This is a genomic window from Pseudomonas brassicacearum, assembly GCF_009601685.2.
GTDB lineage: Bacteria > Pseudomonadota > Gammaproteobacteria > Pseudomonadales > Pseudomonadaceae > Aquipseudomonas > Aquipseudomonas kilonensis_B.
This window is the reverse complement of sequence record NZ_CP045701.2, coordinates 1,051,530-1,074,613: the sequence shown is the minus strand read 5'-3', so window position 1 is coordinate 1,074,613 and position 23,084 is coordinate 1,051,530. Positions and strand designations below refer to the sequence as shown.

General features: G+C 62.4%; 21 protein-coding genes. 12 read left to right on the top strand and 9 right to left on the bottom strand.

Annotated elements, in window-relative coordinates; translation table 11 throughout:
* The first annotated feature begins 113 nt into the window (after positions 1 to 113).
* From GFU70_RS04525 to GFU70_RS04505, 5 genes are all read left to right on the top strand, one after another.
* Positions 114 to 1,607 (top strand): RNA polymerase factor sigma-54, encoded by a 1,494-nt coding sequence (locus GFU70_RS04525; RefSeq protein WP_058546613.1) that lies wholly within the window; start codon positions 114 to 116, stop codon positions 1,605 to 1,607.
* Positions 1,608 to 1,683: 76 nt separating this feature from the next.
* Positions 1,684 to 1,992 carry a ribosome hibernation-promoting factor, HPF/YfiA family gene (gene hpf / locus GFU70_RS04520; RefSeq protein ID WP_058546614.1) on the top strand — a complete coding sequence of 103 codons (309 nt, stop codon included), beginning with the start codon at positions 1,684 to 1,686 and terminating at the stop codon, positions 1,990 to 1,992.
* Between the two features lie 12 nt (positions 1,993 to 2,004).
* Positions 2,005 to 2,469 (top strand): PTS IIA-like nitrogen regulatory protein PtsN, encoded by a 465-nt coding sequence (gene ptsN / locus GFU70_RS04515; RefSeq protein WP_058546615.1) that lies wholly within the window; start codon positions 2,005 to 2,007, stop codon positions 2,467 to 2,469.
* 2 nt (positions 2,470 to 2,471) lie between these two features.
* The gene (gene rapZ, locus GFU70_RS04510; protein WP_058546616.1) at positions 2,472 to 3,329 is read left to right on the top strand and encodes an RNase adapter RapZ; all 858 of its coding nucleotides are present in this window, start codon (positions 2,472 to 2,474) and stop codon (positions 3,327 to 3,329) included.
* Positions 3,330 to 3,344: 15 nt separating this feature from the next.
* Positions 3,345 to 3,620, top strand: a complete 276-nt coding sequence (locus tag GFU70_RS04505; RefSeq protein WP_058546617.1) for an HPr family phosphocarrier protein — start codon at positions 3,345 to 3,347, stop codon at positions 3,618 to 3,620.
* 83 nt (positions 3,621 to 3,703) lie between these two features.
* Here the strand turns inward: GFU70_RS04505 and pmbA are convergent, their stop codons facing one another.
* Positions 3,704 to 5,050 (bottom strand): metalloprotease PmbA, encoded by a 1,347-nt coding sequence (gene pmbA / locus GFU70_RS04500; RefSeq protein ID WP_058546618.1) that lies wholly within the window; start codon positions 5,048 to 5,050, stop codon positions 3,704 to 3,706.
* A 108-nt stretch (positions 5,051 to 5,158) separates the two neighbouring features.
* On the opposite strand from pmbA, the gene yjgA reads away from it, so the two are divergent.
* A complete protein-coding gene (gene yjgA, locus GFU70_RS04495; protein WP_003197830.1) occupies positions 5,159 to 5,683 on the top strand; it encodes a ribosome biogenesis factor YjgA in 525 nt (174 codons plus the stop codon).
* Between the two features lie 243 nt (positions 5,684 to 5,926).
* Here the strand turns inward: yjgA and tldD are convergent, their stop codons facing one another.
* The 8 genes from tldD to mreB form a co-directional block, all read right to left on the bottom strand.
* Positions 5,927 to 7,369 carry a metalloprotease TldD gene (gene tldD, locus GFU70_RS04490; protein WP_058546619.1) on the bottom strand — a complete coding sequence of 481 codons (1,443 nt, stop codon included), beginning with the start codon at positions 7,367 to 7,369 and terminating at the stop codon, positions 5,927 to 5,929.
* 5 nt (positions 7,370 to 7,374) lie between these two features.
* Positions 7,375 to 8,238 (bottom strand): carbon-nitrogen hydrolase family protein, encoded by an 864-nt coding sequence (locus GFU70_RS04485; protein WP_058546620.1) that lies wholly within the window; start codon positions 8,236 to 8,238, stop codon positions 7,375 to 7,377.
* Positions 8,239 to 8,398: 160 nt separating this feature from the next.
* Positions 8,399 to 12,202, bottom strand: coding sequence for a YhdP family protein (locus GFU70_RS04480; RefSeq protein WP_153387658.1), 3,804 nt, complete (start codon positions 12,200 to 12,202; stop codon positions 8,399 to 8,401).
* 60 nt (positions 12,203 to 12,262) lie between these two features.
* Positions 12,263 to 13,720, bottom strand: a complete 1,458-nt coding sequence (gene rng / locus GFU70_RS04475) for a ribonuclease G (protein WP_018613976.1) — start codon at positions 13,718 to 13,720, stop codon at positions 12,263 to 12,265.
* Between the two features lie 56 nt (positions 13,721 to 13,776).
* Positions 13,777 to 14,373 carry a Maf family protein gene (locus GFU70_RS04470; RefSeq protein ID WP_058546622.1) on the bottom strand — a complete coding sequence of 199 codons (597 nt, stop codon included), beginning with the start codon at positions 14,371 to 14,373 and terminating at the stop codon, positions 13,777 to 13,779.
* Positions 14,374 to 14,611: 238 nt separating this feature from the next.
* On the bottom strand, positions 14,612 to 15,100 hold the full coding sequence (gene mreD / locus GFU70_RS04465; protein ID WP_003197820.1) for a rod shape-determining protein MreD: 489 nt from the start codon (positions 15,098 to 15,100) through the stop codon (positions 14,612 to 14,614).
* The gene (gene mreC, locus GFU70_RS04460) at positions 15,097 to 16,233 is read right to left on the bottom strand and encodes a rod shape-determining protein MreC (RefSeq protein ID WP_081264529.1); all 1,137 of its coding nucleotides are present in this window, start codon (positions 16,231 to 16,233) and stop codon (positions 15,097 to 15,099) included. The genes mreD and mreC overlap by 4 nt, the downstream gene beginning before the upstream one ends.
* Positions 16,234 to 16,372: 139 nt before the next feature.
* Positions 16,373 to 17,410 (bottom strand): rod shape-determining protein MreB, encoded by a 1,038-nt coding sequence (mreB, locus tag GFU70_RS04455; protein WP_002555108.1) that lies wholly within the window; start codon positions 17,408 to 17,410, stop codon positions 16,373 to 16,375.
* Positions 17,411 to 17,782: 372 nt separating this feature from the next.
* Here mreB and gatC point away from each other — a divergent pair, with 372 nt between their 5' ends.
* From gatC to GFU70_RS04425, 6 genes are all read left to right on the top strand, one after another.
* The gene (gatC, locus tag GFU70_RS04450) at positions 17,783 to 18,070 is read left to right on the top strand and encodes an Asp-tRNA(Asn)/Glu-tRNA(Gln) amidotransferase subunit GatC (protein ID WP_003197816.1); all 288 of its coding nucleotides are present in this window, start codon (positions 17,783 to 17,785) and stop codon (positions 18,068 to 18,070) included.
* Between the two features lie 16 nt (positions 18,071 to 18,086).
* On the top strand, positions 18,087 to 19,538 hold the full coding sequence (gene gatA / locus GFU70_RS04445) for an Asp-tRNA(Asn)/Glu-tRNA(Gln) amidotransferase subunit GatA (protein ID WP_153387657.1): 1,452 nt from the start codon (positions 18,087 to 18,089) through the stop codon (positions 19,536 to 19,538).
* A 10-nt stretch (positions 19,539 to 19,548) separates the two neighbouring features.
* Positions 19,549 to 20,994 (top strand): Asp-tRNA(Asn)/Glu-tRNA(Gln) amidotransferase subunit GatB, encoded by a 1,446-nt coding sequence (gene gatB / locus GFU70_RS04440; protein WP_058546625.1) that lies wholly within the window; start codon positions 19,549 to 19,551, stop codon positions 20,992 to 20,994.
* Positions 20,995 to 21,187: 193 nt separating this feature from the next.
* The gene (locus GFU70_RS04435; RefSeq protein WP_058546626.1) at positions 21,188 to 21,565 is read left to right on the top strand and encodes a septal ring lytic transglycosylase RlpA family protein; all 378 of its coding nucleotides are present in this window, start codon (positions 21,188 to 21,190) and stop codon (positions 21,563 to 21,565) included.
* 49 nt (positions 21,566 to 21,614) lie between these two features.
* The gene (locus GFU70_RS04430; RefSeq protein WP_064107092.1) at positions 21,615 to 22,676 is read left to right on the top strand and encodes a calcium/sodium antiporter; all 1,062 of its coding nucleotides are present in this window, start codon (positions 21,615 to 21,617) and stop codon (positions 22,674 to 22,676) included.
* Complete coding sequence (locus GFU70_RS04425) at positions 22,673 to 23,053, top strand: carboxymuconolactone decarboxylase family protein (protein ID WP_003177973.1); 381 nt, start codon at positions 22,673 to 22,675, stop codon at positions 23,051 to 23,053. The genes GFU70_RS04430 and GFU70_RS04425 overlap by 4 nt, the downstream gene beginning before the upstream one ends.
* Positions 23,054 to 23,084 lie beyond the last annotated feature (31 nt).

Below are 23,084 nucleotides of genomic sequence, written 5' to 3'. Positions count from 1 at the left end.
CGCCCTAGGCAAACACTTCAGTTTCAGGCATATAATTTGCTTAAGTTTGGCGCTTCGGCGCCCTGTAGTGGATGGCGCATGTGCGCCGGCGAATAAGGTGTTAAGCCCCTGCCATGAAACCATCGCTAGTCTTGAGAATGGGCCAGCAGCTGACGATGACACCGCAGCTGCAACAGGCCATCCGCCTGCTCCAATTGTCGACCCTGGACCTGCAACAGGAGATCCAGGAGGCCCTGGAGTCCAATCCGATGCTCGAACGCCAGGAAGAAGGCGACGACTTCGACAACACCGACCCACTGGCCGACAACGTCGAGCAGAAGACCAACACCGAAATCCCGGAACCGACCTACCAGGAAGCCGCCCCGACGGTGGACAACCTCGAGGATGGCGAATGGAACGAACGCATCCCCAACGAACTGCCCGTGGACACGGCCTGGGAAGACGTCTATCAGACCAGCGCCAGCAGCCTGCCGAGCAGCGATGACGACGAGTGGGACTTCACCACCCGCACCTCCGCCGGCGAAAGCCTGCAAAGCCACCTGCTGTGGCAGCTGAACCTGGCGCCGATGTCCGACACCGATCGCCTGATCGCCGTGACCCTGATCGATTGCATCAACAACCAGGGCTACCTGGACGAGACCCTCGAAGAAATCCTCGAAGCCTTCGATCCCGAGCTCGACATCGAGCTGGACGAGATCGAAGCCGTCCTCCATCGCATCCAGCAGTTCGAACCGGCTGGCATCGGCGCCCGCAACCTGGGCGAGTGCCTGTTGCTGCAACTGCGCCAGTTGTCCGCCAAGACCCCGTGGCTGGCCGAAGCCAAGCGGCTGGTCACCGACTACATCGACTTGCTGGGCGGTCGCGACTACAGCCAGTTGATGCGTCGCATGAAGCTCAAGGAAGATGAACTGCGCCAGGTGATCGAACTGGTGCAGAGCCTCAACCCGCGCCCCGGCTCGCAGATCGAATCCACCGAGCCCGAATACGTGGTTCCAGACGTAATCGTGCGCAAGCACAACGACCGCTGGCTGGTGGAGCTCAACCAGGAATCGGTGCCCAAGCTGCGGGTCAACGCCCAGTACGCCGGCTTTGTGAAGCGCGCCGACACCAGCGCCGACAACACTTTCATGCGCAACCAGTTGCAGGAGGCGCGCTGGTTCATCAAGAGCCTGCAAAGCCGCAACGAAACCCTGATGAAAGTGGCCACCCAGATCGTCGAGCATCAGCGCGGCTTCCTGGAGTATGGCGATGAAGCGATGAAACCGTTGGTCCTGCATGACATTGCCGAGGCAGTGGGCATGCACGAGTCGACGATTTCCCGGGTAACCACCCAGAAATTCATGCATACCCCCCGGGGCATCTATGAATTGAAATATTTTTTCTCCAGCCACGTCAGCACCTCCGAAGGCGGCGAATGCTCGTCCACGGCCATCCGCGCGATCATCAAAAAACTGGTGGCCGCGGAAAATCAGAAAAAGCCGTTGAGTGACAGCAAGATCGCTGGTTTACTGGAGGCACAAGGCATTCAGGTGGCCCGCCGTACCGTCGCCAAATACCGCGAATCCCTCGGGATCGCGCCTTCGAGCGAACGCAAGCGGTTGATGTAACAGGCCACGCCACAGCGTTCCAGTGGCAGGCATTTCTGCCTGCCGCTTTATGCACTGGCAACGAAGGAGAAGCTGTATGCAAGTCAACATCAGTGGACACCAACTGGAAGTGACCGAACCCCTGCGCACCTACATCGGCGAAAAACTCGACCGATTGGAGAGGCATTTCGACAAGATCACCAACGTGCAAGTCACGATGACCGTCGAGAAACTGCTGCAGAAAATCGAAGCCACGCTGCATATCCCCGGCGGAGAAGTGGTTGCCAACGCAGAGCACACAGACATGTATGCCGCGATTGACCTGCTGACCGACAAGCTGGATCGCCAACTCAAAAAGCATAAGGAAAAGACCCAGAGCCTCCTCCAGGGCGCGACCGGTCGTTAACCCCCCCAATCCATGATCCGACTAGAAACCATCCTGACCCCCGGCCGCTCCCAAGTGAACGCGCCGGGCGGCAGTAAAAAGAAAGCCCTCGAACACATTGCCAACCTGATCCACCGCGAGGTGCCTGATCTGGTCATGCAGGACGTCTTCGAGGCCCTGGTTGCCCGTGAAAAACTCGGTTCCACCGGTTTTGGCAACGGCATCGCCATTCCCCATTGCCGTCTCAAGGGCTGTGAGGCGCCGATCAGCGCGCTGTTGCACCTTGAAACGGCTATCGATTTCGACGCCATCGACGGCGCCCCGGTCGACCTGCTGTTTGTATTGCTGGTACCGGAAGCGGCGACCGATGCGCACCTCGAGCTGCTGCGCCAGATTGCCAGCATGCTGGACCGCAAGGAAGTGCGCGAAAAACTGCGCAGCGCACCAAGCAACGAAGCGTTGTACCAGGTTGTCCTGGACGAGCAGAACGGTCATTAAAAATGCGCATGATCATTGTCAGTGGCCGCTCCGGCTCCGGTAAAAGCACGGCCCTCGCCGTGCTTGAGGACAGCGGCTACTATTGCATCGACAATTTGCCCGCCGGCCTGCTGCCGGAACTGGCCGAGCGCGCCCTGATCCACACCGAGCTGGCGCAGCCACTGGTGGCGGTCTCCATCGATGCGCGTAACCTGCCAAGCCACCTGTCGCGTTTTCCTGAACTGCTCGAGGAAGTGCGCAGCCGGCATATCCAGTGCGACGTGCTGTACCTGGATGCCGATGAAGAGACACTGCTCAAGCGTTTTTCCGAAACCCGCCGGCGCCACCCGCTGAGCAATGCCAACCGCTCCCTGGCCGAAGCCATCGAGGATGAAAGCCAACTATTGGGGCCGATCGCCGACTTGGCGGACCTGAAGGTCAACACCACGCACCTGAACCTGTATCAGTTGCGCGACACGATCAAGCTGCGCCTGCTCAACCAGCCTGAGCCGGGCACGGCGTTCCTGGTGGAGTCGTTCGGTTTCAAGCGTGGCATGCCCGTAGACGCCGACCTGGTGTTCGATGTGCGCTGCCTGCCCAATCCTTATTGGAAACCGGAATTGCGCGAGCAATCCGGGCTCGACCAACCGGTGATCGATTACCTGGCCGCCCAGCCGGATGTCGAGGAAATGTACCAGGACATCTCCAGCTACCTGCTCAAATGGCTGCCCCGCTTTGCCGCGAGCAACCGCGCCTATGTCACGATCGCCATCGGTTGTACCGGTGGACATCACCGCTCCGTCTACCTGACCGAACGCCTGGGTCAACTCCTGCAACAATCCCTGAAGAACGTCCAGGTTCGCCACCGCGACCTCAGCTAAAGGATTCACATCGCGATGCCTGCTCAGGAAATTGAAATCATCAACAAGCTGGGTTTGCATGCCCGAGCGTCGGCCAAGTTCGTCGGAGTCGCGGGCCAGTTCAAGGACACCACCATCAGGGTTGGCCGCACGCCCGAGACTGCGGTCGACGGTAAAAGCATCATGGCGATGATGATGCTCGCCGCCGGCAAGGGCACCAAGATCCACCTGCTCACCGAAGGTGAACAGGCACAGGAAGCGATGGACGCGCTGGTGGACCTGATCAACCGATATTTCGACGAAGGCGAGTAACTGCCCAGGTCCCAAGGCGGATTCATTGGGCACAAAAAAGGCGCGTCATCCAGTGGATGACGCGCTTTTTTACGCGCTGAGCGTTAGCTACCCGCCACCGTCATACGCTCGATCAACACCGAACCGGTGCGGATGTTGCTGCGCAGCTCCAGGTCGTTGCCCACCGCTACGATCTGCTTGAACATGTCGCGCATGTTCCCGGCGATGGTCACTTCCTGGACCGGGAACTGGATCTCGCCGTTCTCGACCCAGAAACCCGCCGCGCCACGGGAATAGTCCCCGGTGACCATGTTCAGGCCGTGGCCCATCAGTTCGGTCACCAGCAGCCCCCGGCCCATGCGCCGCAGCAAGGCGGCCTGGTCTTCTTCGCCATGGGTCACGAACAGGTTATGCACGCCGCCGGCATTGGCGGTGCTCGGCATGCCGAGCTTGCGGCCCGAATAGGTACCGAGGATGTAGGACACCAGCTCGCCGTTTTCCACGAACGGCTTGGCGTAAGTGGCCAGGCCATCGCCGTCGAACGCCGAGCTGCCCATGGCCTGCATCAGGTGTGGACGCTCGTCGATGGTCATCCATTGCGGGAACAACTTCTGGCCCAGCGCTCCCTCGAGGAACGACGACTTGCGGTACAGGTTGCCGCCGGACACCGCCGACAGGAAGCTGCCGAACAAGCCACCAGCCAGCTCGGCCGAAAACAACACCGGCACCTCACAGGTCGGCACCGGGCGCGCGCCCAGGCGGCTGGCCGCCCGTTGCGCGGCTTTCTGGCCAATGCTCACAGGATCCGCGAGCAAGGCGCCCTGACGGCTCACGTCGTACCAGTAATCGCGCTGCATCTGGCCGTCGGCTTCGGCGATCATCACGCAACTGAGGCTGTGGCGGGTCGATGCATAACCGCCGATGAAACCGTGGCTGTTGCCATAGACCCGGCAGCCCTGGTGGGTATTGAGCGTCGTGCCGTCGGCGTTCTTGATCCGGCTGTCGGCCTCGAATGCCGCAGCTTCGCAACGCAGTGCCTGTTCGATGGCCTGCTCGGGGGTGATGTCCCAGGCGTGGAACAGGTCGAAGTCGCGCAGCTCCTTGCACATCAGCGCGGCATCGGCCAGGCCCGAGGCTTCGTCTTCTGAAGTGTGCTTGGCAATCGCCAGTGCCGCGGCGACGGTTTCGCGAATCGCCTCCGGGCCGCTCGCCGAGGTGCTGGCCGAGCCCTTGCGCTGGCCCATGTACAACGTGATACCGAACCCCTGGTCGCGATTGAATTCGACGGTTTCCACCTCACGCTGGCGCACCGACGTCGACAGGCCCTGTTCCAGGGACACCGCCACCTCACAGGCACTGGCGCCCTGGCGCTTGGCCTCGGCAAGGATCTGCTCGACTTGTTCCTGCAGTGCCGGCAATGCTTGCGGGCCGACGCTTTGAACTGCACTCATGGTGTTCTCCACTCAAATTCTCTTTTCGGTGATGGCCATCGAGCGACCGGGCCGGACAAGCGGCCCCCGACTGGTTATCATGGCGGCGTTTCTTTGCGGACTGCCACCATGGTTGATTCTTACGACGACTCCCTCTACGAGGGTGAAAAAAGCAAATCCCAGGTCAAACGCGAGCTGCATGCTCTGGTTGACCTCGGCGAGCGCCTGACAACACTCAAGCCTGACTTGCTGGCCAAACTGCCGTTGACCGACGCCTTGCGCCGGGCCCTGGCCGATGCGCCCAAGCACACCGCGAATATCGCGCGTAAACGGCACCTGCAATTCATCGGCAAACTGATGCGCGATCAGGACACTGACGCCATCCTGGTCCTGCTCGATCAACTCGATGCCTCCACCCGACAGTACAACGAACGTTTCCACAATCTGGAGCGCTGGCGCGATCGCTTGATCGCAGGCGACGACGGCGTGCTGGAAAAATTCGTCATCGACTACCCGGAGGCTGATCGTCAGCAATTGCGCTCCCTGATCCGTCAGGCCCAGCACGAACTGGCGCAGAACAAGCCACCAGCCTCGAGCCGTAAAATCTTCAAGTACATCCGTGAGCTGGACGAAACCCAACGCGGCCTGCGCTGAGTTTCATCCGTTCTGTAGGAGCTGCCGTAGGCTGCGATCTTTTGATCTTTTGATCTTTTGATCTTTTGATCTTTTGATCTTTTGATCTTTCGCTTGAGACTTAAGTGTCTGGGGAAAGATCGCAGCCTCGTTGCACTCGACAGCTCCTACACAGCTCCTACACGGCTCCTACATAGCTTCTACGTAGCTTCTACGTAGCTTCAACATGGTTTCTACATGGCTCCTGGGAGTTCGTGTACATGCTTATCCGCCCGTGCCACCCACGGTAATCGCATCGATCTTCAGGGTCGGCTGGCCGACGCCTACCGGCACCGATTGCCCGTCCTTGCCGCACGTACCCACGCCGCTGTCCAGCGCCAGGTCGTTACCGACCATCGACACCTTGCTCATCGCCTCCGGCCCGTTGCCGATCAGGGTCGCGCCCTTGACCGGTGCGGTGATCTTGCCGTCCTCGATCAGGTAGGCCTCGCTGGTGGAGAACACGAACTTGCCGCTGGTGATGTCCACCTGGCCACCGCCGAGGTTGGCGCAATAAATACCTTTTTTCACCGAGGCGATGATTTCCGCCGGGTCGCTTTGGCCGCCCAGCATGTAGGTGTTGGTCATGCGCGGCATCGGCAAGTGCGCGTAGGACTCACGGCGACCGTTGCCGGTACGGGCCACGCCCATCAGCCTGGCGTTGAGTTTGTCCTGCATGTAGCCCTTGAGCACGCCGTTCTCGATCAGCGTGGTGCATTCGGTCGGGGTGCCTTCATCGTCGACGCTCAGGGAGCCGCGACGCCCGGCCAGGGTGCCGTCATCGACAATGGTGCAGAGTTTCGAGGCGACCATTTCCCCCATGCGCCCGCTGTAGGCCGAGCTGCCCTTGCGGTTGAAATCGCCTTCCAGGCCGTGGCCGACTGCTTCGTGCAGCAGCACGCCGGACCAACCGGACCCCAGTACCACCGGCAACGTACCTGCCGGGGCCGCAATGGCCTCCAGGTTGACCAGCGCCTGACGCAGCGCTTCGCGGGCGTAGCCCATGGCGCGGTCTTCGCTGAGGAAATAACGGTAGTCGGTGCGCCCACCGCCGCCATGGCCACCGCGCTCGCGGCGACCGTTCTGCTCGACGATCACGCTGACGTTGAACCGCACCAGCGGCCGCACGTCCGCCGCCAGGCCGCCGTCGGTGGAAGCCACCAGGATCCGTTCCCAGACCCCGGCCATGCTGACCGACACTTGCTGGATGCGCGGGTCGAGGGCACGGGTGGCAACGTCGATGCGCTTGAGCAGCTCGACTTTTTCGGCGCGGCTCATGACTTCCAGCGGGTTATCCGGCGCATACAACTGTGCCACGTCCTGGCTGCTGAACGCCTGGACAGTGCCGTTCTGCCCGGCGCGGGAGATCGAGCGGGCTGCACGGGCCGCAGCGCCGAGGGCCTCGAGGGTGATGGCGTTGCTGTAGGCAAAACCGGTCTTTTCCCCGGACTGGGCGCGCACGCCCACGCCCTGGTCGAGGTTGAAACTACCCTCCTTGACGATGCCGTCTTCCAGCGACCAGGACTCGGAAATCTGCCCCTGGAAATACAGGTCGGCCGCATCGATGCCCGGGCCGGCCAGATCGCCCAGCACGCCTTGCAGGCTTTCGAGGGTCACGCCGCCGGGGGCTAGAAGGTGTTCACTGACTGAGGACAACAACCCGCTCATATGATTTACGCCTTGAATTCGTCGTCTTGGACAGGCCGCTGTCGAGCGCCCTGCGAGAAAAAGCGCCGATGGCTGGCCACCGGCATGCGCGCCCGGATGGACGCCTGTTCGCTGCTGTCGCGCTCGGCCAGCAGCACGGCCTCACCTTGATCCTGTTGTGCCAGCACACGGCCCCACGGGTCGACAATCGCGGCGTGGCCGAAGGTTTCCCGCGGCCCCGGATGCACCCCGCCCTGGGCGGCCGCCAGCACGTAGCACTGGGTTTCGATGGCCCGGGCGCGGATCAGCACGTCCCAATGGGCCGCGCCGGTCACCGCGGTAAACGCCGACGGCGCCGTGATCAGCTCGGCCCCGGCAGCCCGCAGCTCGCTGTAGAGCTCCGGGAATCGCAAGTCATAACAGACCGTCAGGCCCACCCGACCCACGGGGGTATCGGCAACCACCACGTTAGCGCCATAAGCATAGTCATCCGACTCGCGATAGCGCCCGCGATTGTCCGCCACATCCACATCGAACAGGTGCAGCTTGTCGTAGCGCGCCACGATCTGGCCCTGGTCGTCGACCAGCAACGAACAGGCATGGGACCTGGCCTCGGGCTGGTCCACCGGTGGCAACGGCAACGTGCCGGCCACAATCCATAACTTGAGGTCTCGGGCGACCTGTTTCAACCAGGGCAGGATCGGTCCCTGACCAAAGGCTTCGGCACGACCGATATCGGCAATGTCCCGCCGCCCCATCGCCGCAAAATTCTCCGGCAGCACGGCCAGCCTTGCGCCGCCTGCGGCCGCCTGCTCCAGCAGCACACGGGCACGGGCCAGGTTGGCGAGCACATCGCTCTGGCTGACCATTTGAATCACTGCGACTGGCATGGAGCTTCCCTCTTTTTATCCTCGCCCAAGGCGGCTGTGGAGCAGGGCTTGCTCGCGATGAGGCAGGTACATCCAACATATAGGCTGACTGACACACCTCAATCGCGAGCAAGCTTTGCTCCCACAGGCCGGCTCCCACAAGGGAGTTGGCGTCGAACTGTCAAAACGGCTTGTCGAAGGTGATCTTCGGCTCTTTCCACGGCCCCTTGACGTCGTATCTTACGCTGGCAAAGCGCGCCACGCGGTCACCGATCAGTTTGTCGATCAGAAACAGCGCCCCACCCACCGCCGGTGCGCCAACGATCAGCGCGGCAATTGGCAGGTTGTTGGTCACCGGCAGCGTCACCAGCAGCTTGGCGTCGACCCGGTCGGCCACCATGTCCAGCGTGCCGTTGAGTTCCAGGTTGCTCGACGGCCCGGTCAAGGTAATGGGTTCGCGGGTCACGTACACACCGTCGCTCGCCACCAACAGCCCTTTGACCCGGTCGTAGCTCAAGCCCTTGCTGAACAGGTCGGAGAAGTCCAGGCGCAGGCGTCGGCCGATGGAGTTGAAGTTCAGCAGGCCAAATACCCGCAGCGCCTGGGCACTGCCTTCAACTTCGACAAACTGGCCCTTGCTCAGCGACGCATCGAGGCTGCCGGAAAAGCGCTTGGTGGCGACCCACGCCGGCGAGCCGGGCCAACGGCCGTCGACATCCAGACGGAATTTCTGGCTGGTCACGCTTGGGGCATAACCCCAGCCCTTGAGCACGTCGCCCAGGTTCTTGCCGCCGATACGGCCCTTGTACCAACTGCTGGTGGAACCGGGCGCGCCTTCCCAGCCGCCACTGCCGTTCAACACCATGCCCTTGAGGCCCATGTCCAGATTGCTCAGCGCGATGCCCTTGGCGGTCGGTCGCACTTTCAACGACCACGCACCGATGAGATCAGGGCCCTGGAACAGTTGGCCGATGGCAATATCCATGGCCGGGATCTTGCTGGGATCGACCGACGCCAACGGATCCGGAGCGTTTTCATCGGTCTGGACCGTCGGGTCTGCGGCCGGCAGGCGCACATAATCGAGCTTGATACCAATCGGGGCGGCCTTGGCGTCTGGCAGGCTGACATTGCCCTTGGCCTGCTGGCTGCCAAGCCGCAAGGCCCAGGCGTCCGGCTTGCGATCCAGTTGCACCGATGCCTGGTCCAGGGTCGTGCCCATGGCCGTGAGCTTGCCGATGCTCAGATCGACGCTGCTGAGCAATTGCTTGGCACTGCCGCCCGGATCCTGGCCGGCATACTTGTTCACCAGGTCCTGCCAGGGGCTCACGTCCAGTTCCGACAGTGAGCCGCGCAGTCGCAAACCTTTGGCCCCGGGCAGAACGGCATCGCCAGCGCCCAGCAACAATTCGCCGCGGCCGTCGGCGACTTTCCCGCTCGGCGCGGCGTAAGTGAAACTGGCCAGGTCGCCATAATCAACCCAATAACGCCGCTCCGGCCCTTGCAGGGTCATGCGAAACACCGTGTCGCGCCCGACATCGGCGGCCATGCCGAAGGGTGCCGGCAGGTCCACCGCCACGCCCTTGAGGTTGGAACTGACCGACAATTGGCTGTCGGCGCCGTCGAGGATCACCTGCAACCGGTAGGGTACGACACCGGATACCGGCAATGGCTGGGTGACATTCAGCCAACGGGTGAGTTTCTTGACCTCTACCTGCCCGGACGCGGTAACCCGGGTGTTGAGCGCACCAGCGCGACCCTCGGCGAAAATCTGCGCGGTCACGGGCCGGTCGAATGCCCGGGCACTGATGCCCTTGCCGCTCAGGCCCTTGTTGCTGTCAAAGCGGAAATCGCCCTTGAGCTGGGTCAGCTCCAGCACCGGCTCGCTGAGCTTGAGACGGGCCTTGTCGGTGGCGAAATCCACCAGGATATTCGGTTGCTCGCCTTTGACCAGGGGGATGTCGAGCTTCACGCTGCCTTGCAGATCGCCCTCACCCTCCCAGCCAGCGAACGTCTCGGCCGTCCCGATCGGCGCGCTCTGGAGGATTTTCAGGCCGTCGCCCAGGCCTCCAGCGAACCGGCCATTCAGAAACAGATGAGAACTCTTCCCGCTGGGTACATGGGGAATGTTCACCGAAACATCCTTGACCTGGGTATCGAGCAATTGGCCCTGGCTGGCGAAAATGCGCACGCCGCTGTCTTCGACAAAGACATCGCCGCTGACCTTGCTGACCGAAGGCCAGCCCGGCTGGAACGCCAGTTCGGCATCATGCACCTTGAAAAACAGGCTGATACTGCGCGCCGCGTCCTCGGCTCCGTGATTGAGCGAGCCTTGATACTGGAAAAAGCCCTCGTCCACCGCCCCCTTGACGATGGCCGTGCGCAACCACTCATCCAGCGCCGGGCTGAGGACCGCCGGCAAGTACTTGGCGGTGTAGCGTCCGTCACCGTCCACCAGGCCGACCCGCAGGTCCATGTAGTCTTCCTGGCTGTGGTCGAAATGCAGGCGGATCAGGAAGTCGCCAGCAATCCGGCCCTCCTCCCCCAGCACCTTCAAATATGGCGCGATCAGGGTGAAGCCTTGCTTGTCGAGTTTCCAGGTCAGCCGGGCGTTGGCCTGCAGGTACTGCCAGGGCTTGGCGAAAATCGGGTCCAGGTGCAAGGAAAAGTCCTTGCTGTCCATGCGCAGCTCGCCGCCACCGAGGTCGCCGCTCAGGCTCCCCGATACATTGCGCGCAGCCGGGGCACCGCGATAGGCATCAAAGCCCACGGTGTCCAAATTCGTGGCGAAACTGATTTTTTGATCACCGGTATTCTGCGGCCGGTAATCCACCAGCACATTGCGCAGACCACCGGTCACCTTGAGCCGGTCGATGGCCGTCGCGACACCTTCAGGCAATGGCGCCAAGGCATGAAGCAATGGGGTCAGCGGCGCCAGGTCAAGGCGATCGGCCTGCAAGTGCCAGCGCTCTTCGGCCTTTTCGGTGGCGCTGCTCTGTTGCAGTAGCAGACGTGACTCCCAGCGGGTTTCGCCCAGGTTCATCGCCAAAGAATCGAAGGTCGCGGTAAAACCCTGGTCGCCACGCTGGAAATATCCATTGAGCGCCAGGTTATGGATCTGCACCGGTTTGCGCTCGGCGTAGGCGCCCTGGATGTCAGGGGCGTTCAAGCGCATGGCCGCGCTTTGCACCGTGCCGTCCCCCCAGCTCAGCCAGAACTCGCCACCGGCCTTGATCCGGGAAAAATTCCATTGTTGGGTCAGGCGTTTCGGCAGCCATTTGGACCAGTCGCTTTGCGGCAGGCTCAGGTAGGCATCGGCCTGGCCATTCTTCCAATCACTGGCGCGGATACGGGTACGCAGGTTGATCGCTACGGGCTGACCGTCAGGCAGGGTCAAGCGGGCGTCCAGCCGTTGATGGGTGGCGCCGGTGCGCAGGCTCAAACCGACGTAGGTGAGGGTCAGCGGTGGTTGCTCAAGGGGCTGCAAGGTCACTTGGCTATCGAGCAACGACAGCTTGGAAACCACCTGCATGCGCTCGAGCAGTTGCTGTGGATCGAGGGGCTGATCGTCCTGCACTGGCAGGCCTTCCAGGACCCACTTGCCGTCGGCACCCTCCTTGAGGCTGATCTTCAGGCCGCTGACTTCCAGGTGGGCGATGCGCACCTGACGCGCCAACAGGCTATCCCACAGGTCAGGCACGGCCCGCACCTGATCCAGGTGCAAGGCGTTGGGACCCTCGCCGACCACCACGTCGCGCGCCGCCAGGATCGGCGCCAGGGCGCTCCAGCTACCGTCGAGGTTGCCAATATGCACGGGGATGCCCAAGGCGGCGCTGGCCCGGGTCTGGACGTCGGCGCGGTATTCGGCCACCAGCGGGACCAGCTCACGACCGAGGCTGACGTACAACGCCAGCAACACCAGCAGCAGCGCGCACAGTCCCAGCGCCCAACGGGTCAGCGTCGCCATCATGCGTGTCAGACGCTCCATGTCAGTGGGCTCCCCTGGCAAAGACAATCAAATCCGCGGGCCCGCCGCTTCCCAAGCTCTTCAGAGCAACACCACGTCGTATTGTTCCTGGGAATACATGGTTTCCACCTGGAAGCGAATCGTGCGTCCGATAAACGCTTCCAGCTCCGCGACGTTGCCTGACTCCTCATCGAGCAGGCGGTCCACCACTTTCTGGTTCGCCAACACTCTATAGCCAGTGGCCTGGTAGGCGCGCGCCTCCCGGAGGATTTCCCGGAAGATTTCGTAACACACGGTTTCCGGAGTCTTGAGCTTGCCGCGGCCCTGGCAACTGCTGCACGGCTCGCACAGCACCTGTTCGAGGCTTTCTCGGGTGCGCTTGCGGGTCATCTGCACCAGGCCCAGCTCGGTGATCCCGATGATGTTGGTCTTGGCGTGGTCGCGTTCGAGTTGTTTTTCCAGGGTCCGCAGCACCTGGCGCTGGTGCTCTTCATCCTCCATGTCGATGAAGTCGATGATGATGATCCCACCCAGGTTGCGCAGGCGCAGTTGCCGGGCGATGGCCGTGGCGGCTTCCAGGTTGGTCTTGAAGATGGTTTCTTCCAGGTTGCGATGGCCGACGAACGCCCCGGTGTTGACGTCGATGGTGCTCATGGCCTCGGCCGGATCCACCACCAGGTAGCCCCCGGACTTGAGCGGTACCTTGCGCTCAAGGGCTTTCTGGATTTCGTCTTCGACCCCGTACAGGTCGAAAATCGGCCGTTCGCCAGGGTAATGCTCGAGGCGGTCGGCGATTTCCGGCATCAGCTCGGCAACGAACTGGGTGGTTTTCTGGAAGGTTTCCCGGGAGTCGATGCGGATTTTCTCGATCTTGGGGCTGACCAGGTCGCGCAAGGTCCGCAGCGCCAGGCCCAGGTCTTCGTAGATCACGCTGGGGGTGGCGATGGTCTTGATCTGCGCAGCGATCTGGTCCCAGAGCCTGCGCAGGTAGCGGATGTCCATCAGGATCTCATCGGCCCCGGCCCCTTCGGCGGCGGTGCGCAGGATGAACCCACCGGCTTCCTTGATGCCTTCTTTTTCCACGCAGTCGCTGACCACCTGCTTGAGGCGCTCGCGCTCGGCTTCGTCTTCGATTTTCAGGGAAATGCCGACATGGGCGGTGCGCGGCATATACACCAGGTAGCGCGACGGAATCGACAGTTGCGTGGTCAGGCGCGCGCCCTTGGAGCCGATGGGGTCCTTGGTGACCTGCACCACCAGGCTCTGGCCTTCATGGACCAACGCGCTGATGCTCTCCACCGCTGGCCCTTCGCGCATGGAAATTTCCGAAGCGTGAATGAACGCCGCACGGTCCAGGCCGATGTCGACAAAGGCTGCCTGCATGCCCGGCAGCACCCGCACCACCTTGCCTTTATAGATATTGCCGACGATGCCACGCTTTTGCGTGCGCTCGACGTGGACCTCTTGCAGCACACCGTTTTCAACCACCGCCACGCGCGATTCCATCGGCGTGATGTTGATCAGGATCTCTTCACTCATGGCAGGGTCTCGTTCAGGCATGTTCACGATTATGGCCGCATCAAGTCAGACGGCGCTCAGCGCGCGTTCAAGGTTTGCCAACAGGGTATGCCGAAATGGCCCAGTAGTTCTGCGGTTTCGCACAGTGGCAGGCCGACCACGGCTGAATAACTGCCTTCGAGCCCGGCGACAAACACCGCGCCCAGCCCTTGAATACCATAGCCGCCAGCCTTGTCCCGGGGTTCGCCACTGGCCCAGTAGGCCGCCGCTTCCTGTTCCGTGATCGAACGAAAGCGCACCAGGCTGCGCACAACGCGGGATTCGCAACGCTGCCCATCCAGTATGGCAATGGCGGTCAAAACTTCATGCTCGCGACCGGACAGGCTCAAGAGCATCGTCATGGCATCGGCCTGGTTCTCGGGCTTGCCGAGAATTCGCCCGTCCAGCACTACGGCAGTGTCGGCCCCGAGCACGCAGCCATCCATGCCGGCGTCCAGGGCTCGTCGCCCCGCCTCGGCCTTGCCGCGCGCCAGGCGCTCGACATAGGCCGAAGGGGTTTCGTGGTCCAGGGGAGTTTCGTCGATGTCCGCGCCGATGGCGGTAAAGGGCACGCCGATCTGCGTGAGCAGTTCACGTCGACGCGGCGAACCTGAGGCGAGGTAAAGCGGTTTCATCAAGACATCTCCCTTACGCGACCGGCTTCTATGGCCAGAGATTGCTTCCGCCGGGCTGCGCCGTGTAGAAGCTGACGAGCGAAGCGAGGCTGCGATCTTGTCCCGGACAATCGAGTCGCAAGCGAAAGATCAAGATCGAAAGATCGCAGGCTTCGCCAGCGCCTACAGAGCCCAGCGGGATTCAATCTTTGGCCCCAGGGATGTAAGTCATCAAAAAAGTGTAGATATCCTGACCGAATCAGTTGATTTTGAAACGCAGGCGCAGGCCACGCAAACCGAAGCTGACCCATGGCCAGAGCAAGGCACTGACCAGGGCCGGCAACACCAGCGCCAGGGTCGGCTGGCGATTGCCGGTCAGCGCGCTGAGCCACAATTGCACCAGCTGCGCCAGGCCGAAGATCACCAGGATCACCAGGCATTGTTGCCACATGGGGAACATCCGCAGGCGTTGTTGCAACGACAGCACCAGGAAGGTGATCAGCGTCAGGATCAGTGCGTTCTGCCCAAGCAACGTGCCATAAAGCACATCTTCGGCCAGGCCCAGGCACCAGGCGGTGACCATGCCGACCTTGTGCGGCAAGGCCAGCGCCCAGAAAGCCAGCAACAGGGCCAGCCACAGTGGGCGCAGGATTTCCATGAACTGCGGCAGCGGCGAAACACTGAGCAACAGGCCGATGGCGAAGGTCAACCAGACCATCCAGCCGTTACCGGATTGGGTACTGCTCATTCTTCTCGTGCTCCCCTGGGGGCTGGCGCGGTGGCCGGCGTGGAGGCTGGCGGTTTGGCGGCGGGCCGGGCTGGCTGAGCTGGCTGCGCGGCGGGCGCGTGGGTGGCCGACCGGGTCGGTTTCACAGCAGCCGCGGCGGGTGCAGTGGCCGGGGTTGCCGCCGGTGTGGTGGCCGGAGCCGCCGTAGCGGGTGCCGGCACTTGTGGTTTCGGCACGGTGGCAGGGGCTGTCGCCGTGGCGGCCGCCTCGCCGCTCTGCCGATCCTGGGCTTCCTGGGCCACGGCGGCGTCGTTGGCACGCTCTTCGGGCGTGCGGTTGTCGCTGAATACCAGCAGCAGGTAGCGGCTGCGATTCAATGCAGCCGTCGGCACCGCGCGAACGATGGCAAACGGCTGGCCGGAGTCATGGATGACCTCCTTGACCATTGCCACCGGATAACCAGCCGGGAAGCGCTGGCCAAGACCTGAGCTGACCAGCAGGTCGCCTTCCTTGATGTCGGCAGTGTCGGCCACATGGCGCAGTTCCAGGCGTTCCGGGTTGCCGGTGCCGCTGGCAATCGCGCGCAAGCCGTTGCGATTGACCTGCACGGGAATGCTGTGGGTGGTATCGGTCAGCAGCAGCACCCGGGAGGTGTAGGGCATCAACTCCACCACCTGGCCCATCAGGCCCCGGGCGTCGAGCACCGGCTGGCCGAGGACCACGCCGTCGCGCTCGCCCTTGTTGATGATGATGCGGTGGGTGAAGGGGTTGGGGTCCATGCCGATCAATTCGGCCACTTCGACCTTCTCGTTGACCAGCGCAGAAGAATTGAGCAACTCACGCAGCCGCACGTTCTGCTCGGTGAGGGCCGCCAGCTTCTGCATGCGCCCCTGCAGCAGCAGGTTTTCGGTCTTGAGTTTTTCGTTTTCGGCGACCAATTCGGTCCGGCTGCCAAACTGGCTGGCGACACCTTGCCACAAGCGCTGCGGCAGGTCGGTGATCCAGTAGGACTCCATCAACACCAGCGACATCTGGCTGCGTACAGGCTTGAGCAGCGTGAAGCGGGCATCGACCACCATCAGCGCGACCGAAAGCACGGTCAGCACCAGCAGGCGCACACCCAATGAGGGGCCTTTGGCGAAAAGCGGTTTAATAGGCCGCTCCTCCCAGGCAAATGTTTTCTTTATTCATACGGCATCAAACCGGCCTGGATACGAATGACAGAAGATAAACGCCAACGGGCAGCACTGCAAAGTGCTGCCCGGAGCGAACAACCTAGACGATCCAGCCAATTTATTCGCTGGAGAGCAGGTCCATGGTGTGCTTGTCCATCATTTCCAATGCACGGCCACCGCCGCGGGCAACGCAGGTCAACGGGTCTTCGGCAACGATCACCGGCAGGCCGGTTTCCTGGGCCAGCAGCTTGTCGAGGTCACGCAGCAGCGCGCCACCACCGGTCAGCACCAGGCCGCGCTCGGCGATGTCCGATGCCAGCTCCGGCGGCGACTGCTCCAGGGCGCTCTTGACGGCCTGGACGATGGTCGCCAGCGATTCTTGCAGCGCTTCGAGCACTTCGTTGGAGTTGAGGGTAAACGCCCGTGGAACGCCTTCGGCCAGGTTGCGACCGCGTACGTCGACTTCACGCACTTCACCGCCCGGGTAGGCCGTGCCGATTTCCTGCTTGATGCGCTCGGCGGTGGATTCGCCGATCAGGCTGCCGTAGTTGCGACGCACATAGGTGATGATCGCTTCGTCGAAACGGTCGCCGCCCACACGTACGGATTCGGCGTAGACCACACCGTTGAGGGAGATCAGCGCGATTTCAGTGGTGCCGCCGCCGATGTCGACGACCATCGAGCCGCGGGCCTCTTCTACCGGCAGGCCGGCACCGATGGCAGCAGCCATGGGTTCTTCGATCAGGAACACTTCACGAGCACCGGCACCGAGGGCCGATTCACGGATAGCGCGTCGCTCAACCTGGGTGGACTTGCATGGAACGCAGATCAGCACACGAGGGCTGGGCTGCAGGAAGCTGTTCTCGTGAACCTTGTTGATGAAGTACTGCAGCATCTTTTCGCAGACGCTAAAGTCGGCGATCACGCCGTCTTTCATCGGGCGAATGGCCGCGATGTTGCCCGGTGTACGGCCCAGCATGCGCTTGGCTTCCGTACCGACAGCCACGACACTTTTCTGGTTACCGTGGGTGCGGATGGCCACGACCGAGGGTTCATTCAGGACGATACCGCGCTCGCGCACGTAAATAAGGGTGTTGGCAGTGCCCAGGTCAATGGAAAGATCGCTGGAAAACATGCCACGCAGTTTCTTGAACATGGGAAAGGGACCCTAGGCAACGCGTGGGTAAAAAAGTGCGGCAAACTCTAACAACGACAGGGATTTTGGGCAAGGCGCCAATATGTTAAATTGGCCGCTTTTCTGTGCACCAAACCCCACAATCGCGGCCAGTGCCCTGTTTCGCAAATGCGTTCCTTCTTTGACGAGTGGCTATTGTCGTCAGGCAAGGCGCCGCGACGAGTCATAGCCCGCTATGGCGAGAAGCGGCAACGCAGCATGACGGTAATAGACGCCGTCAAAAAGGAACAGCACTTGTGATACAGGGCACCACGGCCGTAGAAATGCGGTAGTGTTCCGACAATCTAACACACGGACAGACTGCGTCCGTTTTGTTTTCCACTGGAGAATCCCATGGCGCTTGAACGCTCCGACGTGGAAAAAATCGCTCATCTGGCCTGCCTGGGCCTCAATGAAGCCGATCTTCCACACATTACTTCTGCCCTGAACAGCATTCTGGGGCTGGTCGACGAGATGCAGGCGGTCAATACCGACGGTATCGAACCGCTGGCACACCCACTGGAAGCCAGCCAGCGCCTGCGCGCCGACGTCGTGACCGAATCCAATCATCGCGAGGCCTACCAGTCCATCGCACCAGCGGTCGAAAACGGCCTGTACCTGGTTCCGAAAGTCATCGACTAAAGGGAAAGAGCCTCTCATGCATCACATGACCCTGGCCGAGATCGCCCGCGGACTCGCCGACAAAAAGTTTTCCTCCGAAGAACTGACCAAAGTCCTGCTGGCGCGCATCGCTCAGCTCGACCCGCAGCTCAACAGTTTCATCAGCCTCACCGAAGAACTGGCCCTGGGCCAGGCCAAGGCCGCCGACGCCCGTCGCGCCGATGGTGAAAGCGGCGCCCTGCTCGGCGCGCCGATTGCCCACAAGGATCTGTTCTGCACCCTGGGCATCCGCACCAGCTGCGGCTCGAAGATGCTCGACAATTTCAAGGCGCCGTACGATGCCACCGTGGTCGCCAAGCTGGCTGCCGCCGGCACCGTGACTTTGGGCAAGACCAACATGGACGAATTCGCCATGGGTTCGGCCAACGAGTCGAGCTACTACGGCCCGGTGAAAAACCCCTGGAACCTGGAGCACGTACCGGGCGGCTCGTCCGGTGGTTCCGCCGCCGCCGTGGCCGCGCGCCTGTTGCCGGCCGCCACTGCCACCGACACCGGCGGCTCGATTCGCCAGCCAGCGGCGTTCACCAACCTCACCGGCCTCAAGCCCACCTATGGTCGCGTCTCGCGCTGGGGCATGATCGCCTATGCCTCCAGCCTCGACCAGGGTGGCCCGCTGGCCCGCACTGCCGAAGACTGCGCAATCCTGCTGCAAGGCATGGCCGGCTTCGACCCGAACGACTCCACCAGCATCGATGAGCCTGTGCCGGACTACAGCGCCAGCCTCAACGGCTCGCTGCAAGGCCTGCGCATCGGCGTGCCGAAGGAATACTTCAGTGCCGGTCTCGACCCGCGCATCGCCGAGCTGGTCCACAACAGCGTCAAGGAGCTGGAGAAGCTCGGCGCCGTCATCAAGGAAATCAGCCTGCCGAACATGCAGCACGCGATTCCCGCGTACTACGTGATCGCCCCGGCAGAAGCGTCCTCGAACCTGTCGCGTTTCGACGGCGTGCGCTTCGGCTATCGCTGCGAGAACCCGGAAAACCTGATCGACCTGTACAAGCGCTCCCGTGGCGAAGGCTTCGGCGCCGAAGTGCAGCGCCGGATCATGGTCGGCGCCTACGCGCTGTCCGCCGGCTACTACGATGCCTACTACCTCAAGGCGCAGAAAATCCGTCGCCTGGTGAAGAACGACTTCATGGCCGCCTTCAACGAGGTCGACATCATCCTCGGCCCGACCACGCCGAACCCGGCCTGGAAACTGGGCGCCAAGACCAGTGACCCGGTTGCCGAGTACCTGGAAGACGTCTACACCATCACCGCCAACCTCGCCGGTTTGCCGGGCCTGTCCATGCCGGCCGGTTTCGTCGATGGCCTGCCGGTGGGCGTGCAATTGCTCGCGCCGTATTTCCAGGAAGGCCGCCTGTTGAACGTTGCCCACCAGTATCAGTTACACACTGACTGGCACACCCGCACCCCAACCGGCTTCTGAGGAGAAACACATGCAATGGGAAGTCGTGATCGGGCTGGAGATTCATACCCAGCTCACCACCCGGTCGAAAATCTTTTCCGGTAGTTCCACCACGTTCGGCTCCGAGCCCAACACCCAGGCCAGCCTGGTCGACCTGGGCATGCCCGGCGTGCTGCCGGTGCTCAACGCCGAAGCGGTGCGCATGGCGGTGATGTTCGGCCTGGCGATTGACGCCGAGATCGGCCAGCACAACGTGTTCGCCCGCAAGAACTACTTCTACCCGGACCTGCCCAAGGGCTACCAGATCAGCCAGATGGAATTGCCGATCGTCGGCAAGGGCCACCTGGACATCGCCCTGGAAGACGGCACGGTCAAGCGTGTCGGCATCACCCGTGCGCATCTGGAAGAAGACGCGGGCAAGAGCCTGCACGAAGAGTTCAACGGCGCCACCGGCATCGACCTGAACCGTGCCGGCACGCCGCTGCTGGAAATCGTTTCCGAGCCGGACATGCGCAGCGCCAAGGAAGCCGTGGCCTACGTCAAGGCGATCCACGCATTGGTGCGCTACCTGGGCATTTGCGACGGCAACATGGCCGAAGGCTCGCTGCGTTGCGACTGCAACGTGTCGATCCGCCCCAAGGGCCAGGTCGAGTTCGGCACCCGCTGCGAGATCAAGAACGTCAACTCGTTCCGCTTCATCGAGAAGGCGATCAACAGCGAGATCCAGCGCCAGATCGAACTGATCGAGGACGGTGGCAAGGTCATCCAGCAGACCCGCCTGTACGACCCGAACAAGGACGAGACCCGTCCGATGCGCAGTAAAGAGGAAGCCAACGACTACCGTTACTTCCCCGACCCGGACCTGCTACCGGTGGTCATCGAGAACTCGTTCCTCAATGACGTACGCGCCACCCTGCCAGAATTGCCGCCGCAAAAACGCGAGCGCTTCCAGGCGCAGTTCGGGCTGTCGAGCTATGACGCCAACGTCCTGGCCACCAGCCGCGAGCAGGCCGATTACTTCGAGAAAGTCGTGAGCATCGGCGGCGACGCCAAGCTGGCGGCCAACTGGGTGATGGTCGAGTTGGGCAGCCTGCTGAACAAGCAGGGCCTGGAAATCGACCAGTCGCCGGTCTCGGCCGAGCAACTGGGCGGCATGTTGGTGCGGATCAAGGACAACACCATTTCCGGCAAGATCGCCAAGATGGTGTTCGAAGCCATGGCCAACGGTGAAGGCAGCGCCGACGAGATCATCGAAAAGCGCGGCCTGAAGCAGGTCACCGACACCGGCGCGATTTCCGCCGTGCTCGATGAAATGCTCGCGGCCAACGCCGAGCAGGTCGAACAGTACCGTGCGGCAGACGAAGCCAAGCGCGGCAAGATGTTCGGCTTCTTCGTCGGCCAGGCCATGAAAGCCTCCAAGGGCAAGGCCAACCCGCAACAGGTCAACGAACTGCTCAAAAGCAAGCTCGAGGGCTGATGACCATGGGGCCAGATATCAAGCCTGGCTCCACTCCCCCTTGCGGGAGCGAGCCTGTGGGAGCAAAGCTTGCTCGCGATGGTCGATACTGCGGTCCACTGATGGATCGAGGTGTCTTCATCGCGAGCAAGCTTTACTCCCACAGGCTTTGTTCCCACTGGCCAGCGCCCCTATCTGTAGTTGGAAACCCCACATGAAGCGTCTCCTCGGCGCCTGCGCGCTGCTGTCCCTGCTGGCCGGTTGCGCCAGCCAGAGCGGGACGGTCGACCCACACGGCTACGACCAGACCGGCGTCGCCTCCTATTACGGTGCCAGGCACCATGGCAAGCGCACCGCCAGCGGCGAGCGTTTCGACCAGCACAGCCTGACCGCCGCCCACCGCCAGTTGCCGTTCGGCACCCGAGTGAAAGTCACCAACCTGGGCAACAATGACAGCGTGGTGGTGCGCATCAACGACCGTGGCCCATACTCCCGAGGCCGCTTGATCGACGTGTCCCGCGCAGCCGCCGAGCAACTGGGCATGTTGCGCAGCGGCACCGCACGGGTGCGCGTGCAAGCCCTCGACGATTGATAGACGGAGCCCGGCCATTTCCCTACTCACCGCCCTACCGCTGCTCAGCCTGATCGAATTGTTCGGCGCCCTGCTGTTGCTGATCGGCGGTGCCGAACTGCTGGTACGCGCCGCCGTGGGCCTGGCAGCACGCTTGCAAGTACGACCGCTGATCATCGGCCTGAGCGTCGTCGCGTTCGGCAGCAGCGCCCCACAAATGGCCGTGAGCCTGCAGGCGACCCTGGCGCAAAATGCCGACATCGCCGTGGGCAGCGTGATCGGCAGCAGCATCTTCAACATCCTCGTCACCCTTGGGCTGTCGGCGCTGATCATTCCGTTGCGCGTCTCGCGCCAACTGGTGCGCCTGGACATCCCGTTGATGATCGGTGCCAGCCTGCTGGTGTTCGTGCTGGCCTGGAATGAAGAACTGACCCGGCTGGATGGCGTCTGGCTGCTGGTGGCCCTGGTGGTGTACCTGGGCCTGTTGCTGCGCCAGTCGCGGCACTCGGGACGGCCGCACGCGGTGGGTATCGAGCTGACCCGGGGATCGTGGCCCAAGAGCCTGTCGATGATCGTGCTGGGTTTGGCCATGCTGATTTTCGCCGGGCACCTGCTGTTGGGTGCGGCGGTGGAAGTGGCGACGGACCTGGGGCTTTCGGAGCGCATCATCGGCCTGACCATTGTCGCTGTCAGTACCTCGCTGCCGGAGCTCGCCACCTCATTGATCGCCGCCCTGCGCGGCCAACGGGACATTGCGGTAGGCAACGTCATCGGCAGCAACCTGTTCAACCTGCTGGGTGTACTGGGAGTGACCGCCCTGGCAGCGCCCACGCCACTGTCGGTCTCACCGAACGCCCTGGATTTCGACCTGCCGGTAATGCTCGGCGTGGCGGTGCTGTGCCTGCCGGTGTTCTATTCCGGTTATCGTGTCACCCGCGCCGAAGGCCTGCTGTTGCTGGGTTTGTACCTGGCCTATGGGCTGCATGTGGTGTCGTTCACCACCGGCATGCCCCTGGCCGGCCAACTGGAGCGGCTGATGCTGTTCTATGTGCTGCCGGCCCTGCTCGTGTTTTTACTGTTCACCTCCCTGCGCGCCTGGCGCCGCCAACACCACAAGAGGGATTTGCCATGACCGACACTCCAAAGACCGGCCTGGACATGCGTCGCCAGGTCATGGGCGACGCATTCGTCGACCGCGCCCTGGGCAACGCCACCGAATTCACCCAGCCATTGCAGGACTTCGTCAACGAACACGCCTGGGGCAGCGTCTGGAGCCGCGAGGGCCTGCCGCTCAAAACCCGCAGCCTGATCACCCTGGCCGCCCTCACCGCGCTCAAGTGCCCGCAGGAACTCAAAGGCCACGTGCGTGGCGCGCTGAACAATGGCTGCACGGTGGAAGAGATTCGCGAGGCATTGCTGCATTGCGCGGTGTACGCGGGCGTGCCGGCGGCGATCGATGCGTTTCGGGCGGCACAGGAAGTAATCGATAGCTACCAGAAGCCTGAGTAAAAGCCTGATCCTTGCAGTGGCAGGTCAGGCC

What these genes read in the sequence shown, in the direction of transcription:
- GFU70_RS04425 (WP_003177973.1), top strand. Translation starts at nt 22,673, where the DNA reads ATGACCGACACTCCAAAGACCGGCCTGGACATGCGTCGCCAGGTCATG.
- tldD (WP_058546619.1), bottom strand. Translation starts at nt 7,369, where the DNA reads ATGAGCGGGTTGTTGTCCTCAGTCAGTGAACACCTTCTAGCCCCCGGC.
- GFU70_RS04470 (WP_058546622.1), bottom strand. Translation starts at nt 14,373, where the DNA reads ATGAAACCGCTTTACCTCGCCTCAGGTTCGCCGCGTCGACGTGAACTG.
- GFU70_RS04485 (WP_058546620.1), bottom strand. Translation starts at nt 8,238, where the DNA reads ATGCCAGTCGCAGTGATTCAAATGGTCAGCCAGAGCGATGTGCTCGCC.
- mreD (WP_003197820.1), bottom strand. Translation starts at nt 15,100, where the DNA reads ATGAGCAGTACCCAATCCGGTAACGGCTGGATGGTCTGGTTGACCTTC.
- gatA (WP_153387657.1), top strand. Translation starts at nt 18,087, where the DNA reads ATGCATCACATGACCCTGGCCGAGATCGCCCGCGGACTCGCCGACAAA.
- GFU70_RS04480 (WP_153387658.1), bottom strand. Translation starts at nt 12,202, where the DNA reads ATGGAGCGTCTGACACGCATGATGGCGACGCTGACCCGTTGGGCGCTG.
- mreB (WP_002555108.1), bottom strand. Translation starts at nt 17,410, where the DNA reads ATGTTCAAGAAACTGCGTGGCATGTTTTCCAGCGATCTTTCCATTGAC.
- rapZ (WP_058546616.1), top strand. Translation starts at nt 2,472, where the DNA reads ATGCGCATGATCATTGTCAGTGGCCGCTCCGGCTCCGGTAAAAGCACG.
- gatC (WP_003197816.1), top strand. Translation starts at nt 17,783, where the DNA reads ATGGCGCTTGAACGCTCCGACGTGGAAAAAATCGCTCATCTGGCCTGC.
- rng (WP_018613976.1), bottom strand. Translation starts at nt 13,720, where the DNA reads ATGAGTGAAGAGATCCTGATCAACATCACGCCGATGGAATCGCGCGTG.
- ptsN (WP_058546615.1), top strand. Translation starts at nt 2,005, where the DNA reads ATGATCCGACTAGAAACCATCCTGACCCCCGGCCGCTCCCAAGTGAAC.
- GFU70_RS04505 (WP_058546617.1), top strand. Translation starts at nt 3,345, where the DNA reads ATGCCTGCTCAGGAAATTGAAATCATCAACAAGCTGGGTTTGCATGCC.
- yjgA (WP_003197830.1), top strand. Translation starts at nt 5,159, where the DNA reads ATGGTTGATTCTTACGACGACTCCCTCTACGAGGGTGAAAAAAGCAAA.
- hpf (WP_058546614.1), top strand. Translation starts at nt 1,684, where the DNA reads ATGCAAGTCAACATCAGTGGACACCAACTGGAAGTGACCGAACCCCTG.
- gatB (WP_058546625.1), top strand. Translation starts at nt 19,549, where the DNA reads ATGCAATGGGAAGTCGTGATCGGGCTGGAGATTCATACCCAGCTCACC.
- GFU70_RS04525 (WP_058546613.1), top strand. Translation starts at nt 114, where the DNA reads ATGAAACCATCGCTAGTCTTGAGAATGGGCCAGCAGCTGACGATGACA.
- pmbA (WP_058546618.1), bottom strand. Translation starts at nt 5,050, where the DNA reads ATGAGTGCAGTTCAAAGCGTCGGCCCGCAAGCATTGCCGGCACTGCAG.
- GFU70_RS04435 (WP_058546626.1), top strand. Translation starts at nt 21,188, where the DNA reads ATGAAGCGTCTCCTCGGCGCCTGCGCGCTGCTGTCCCTGCTGGCCGGT.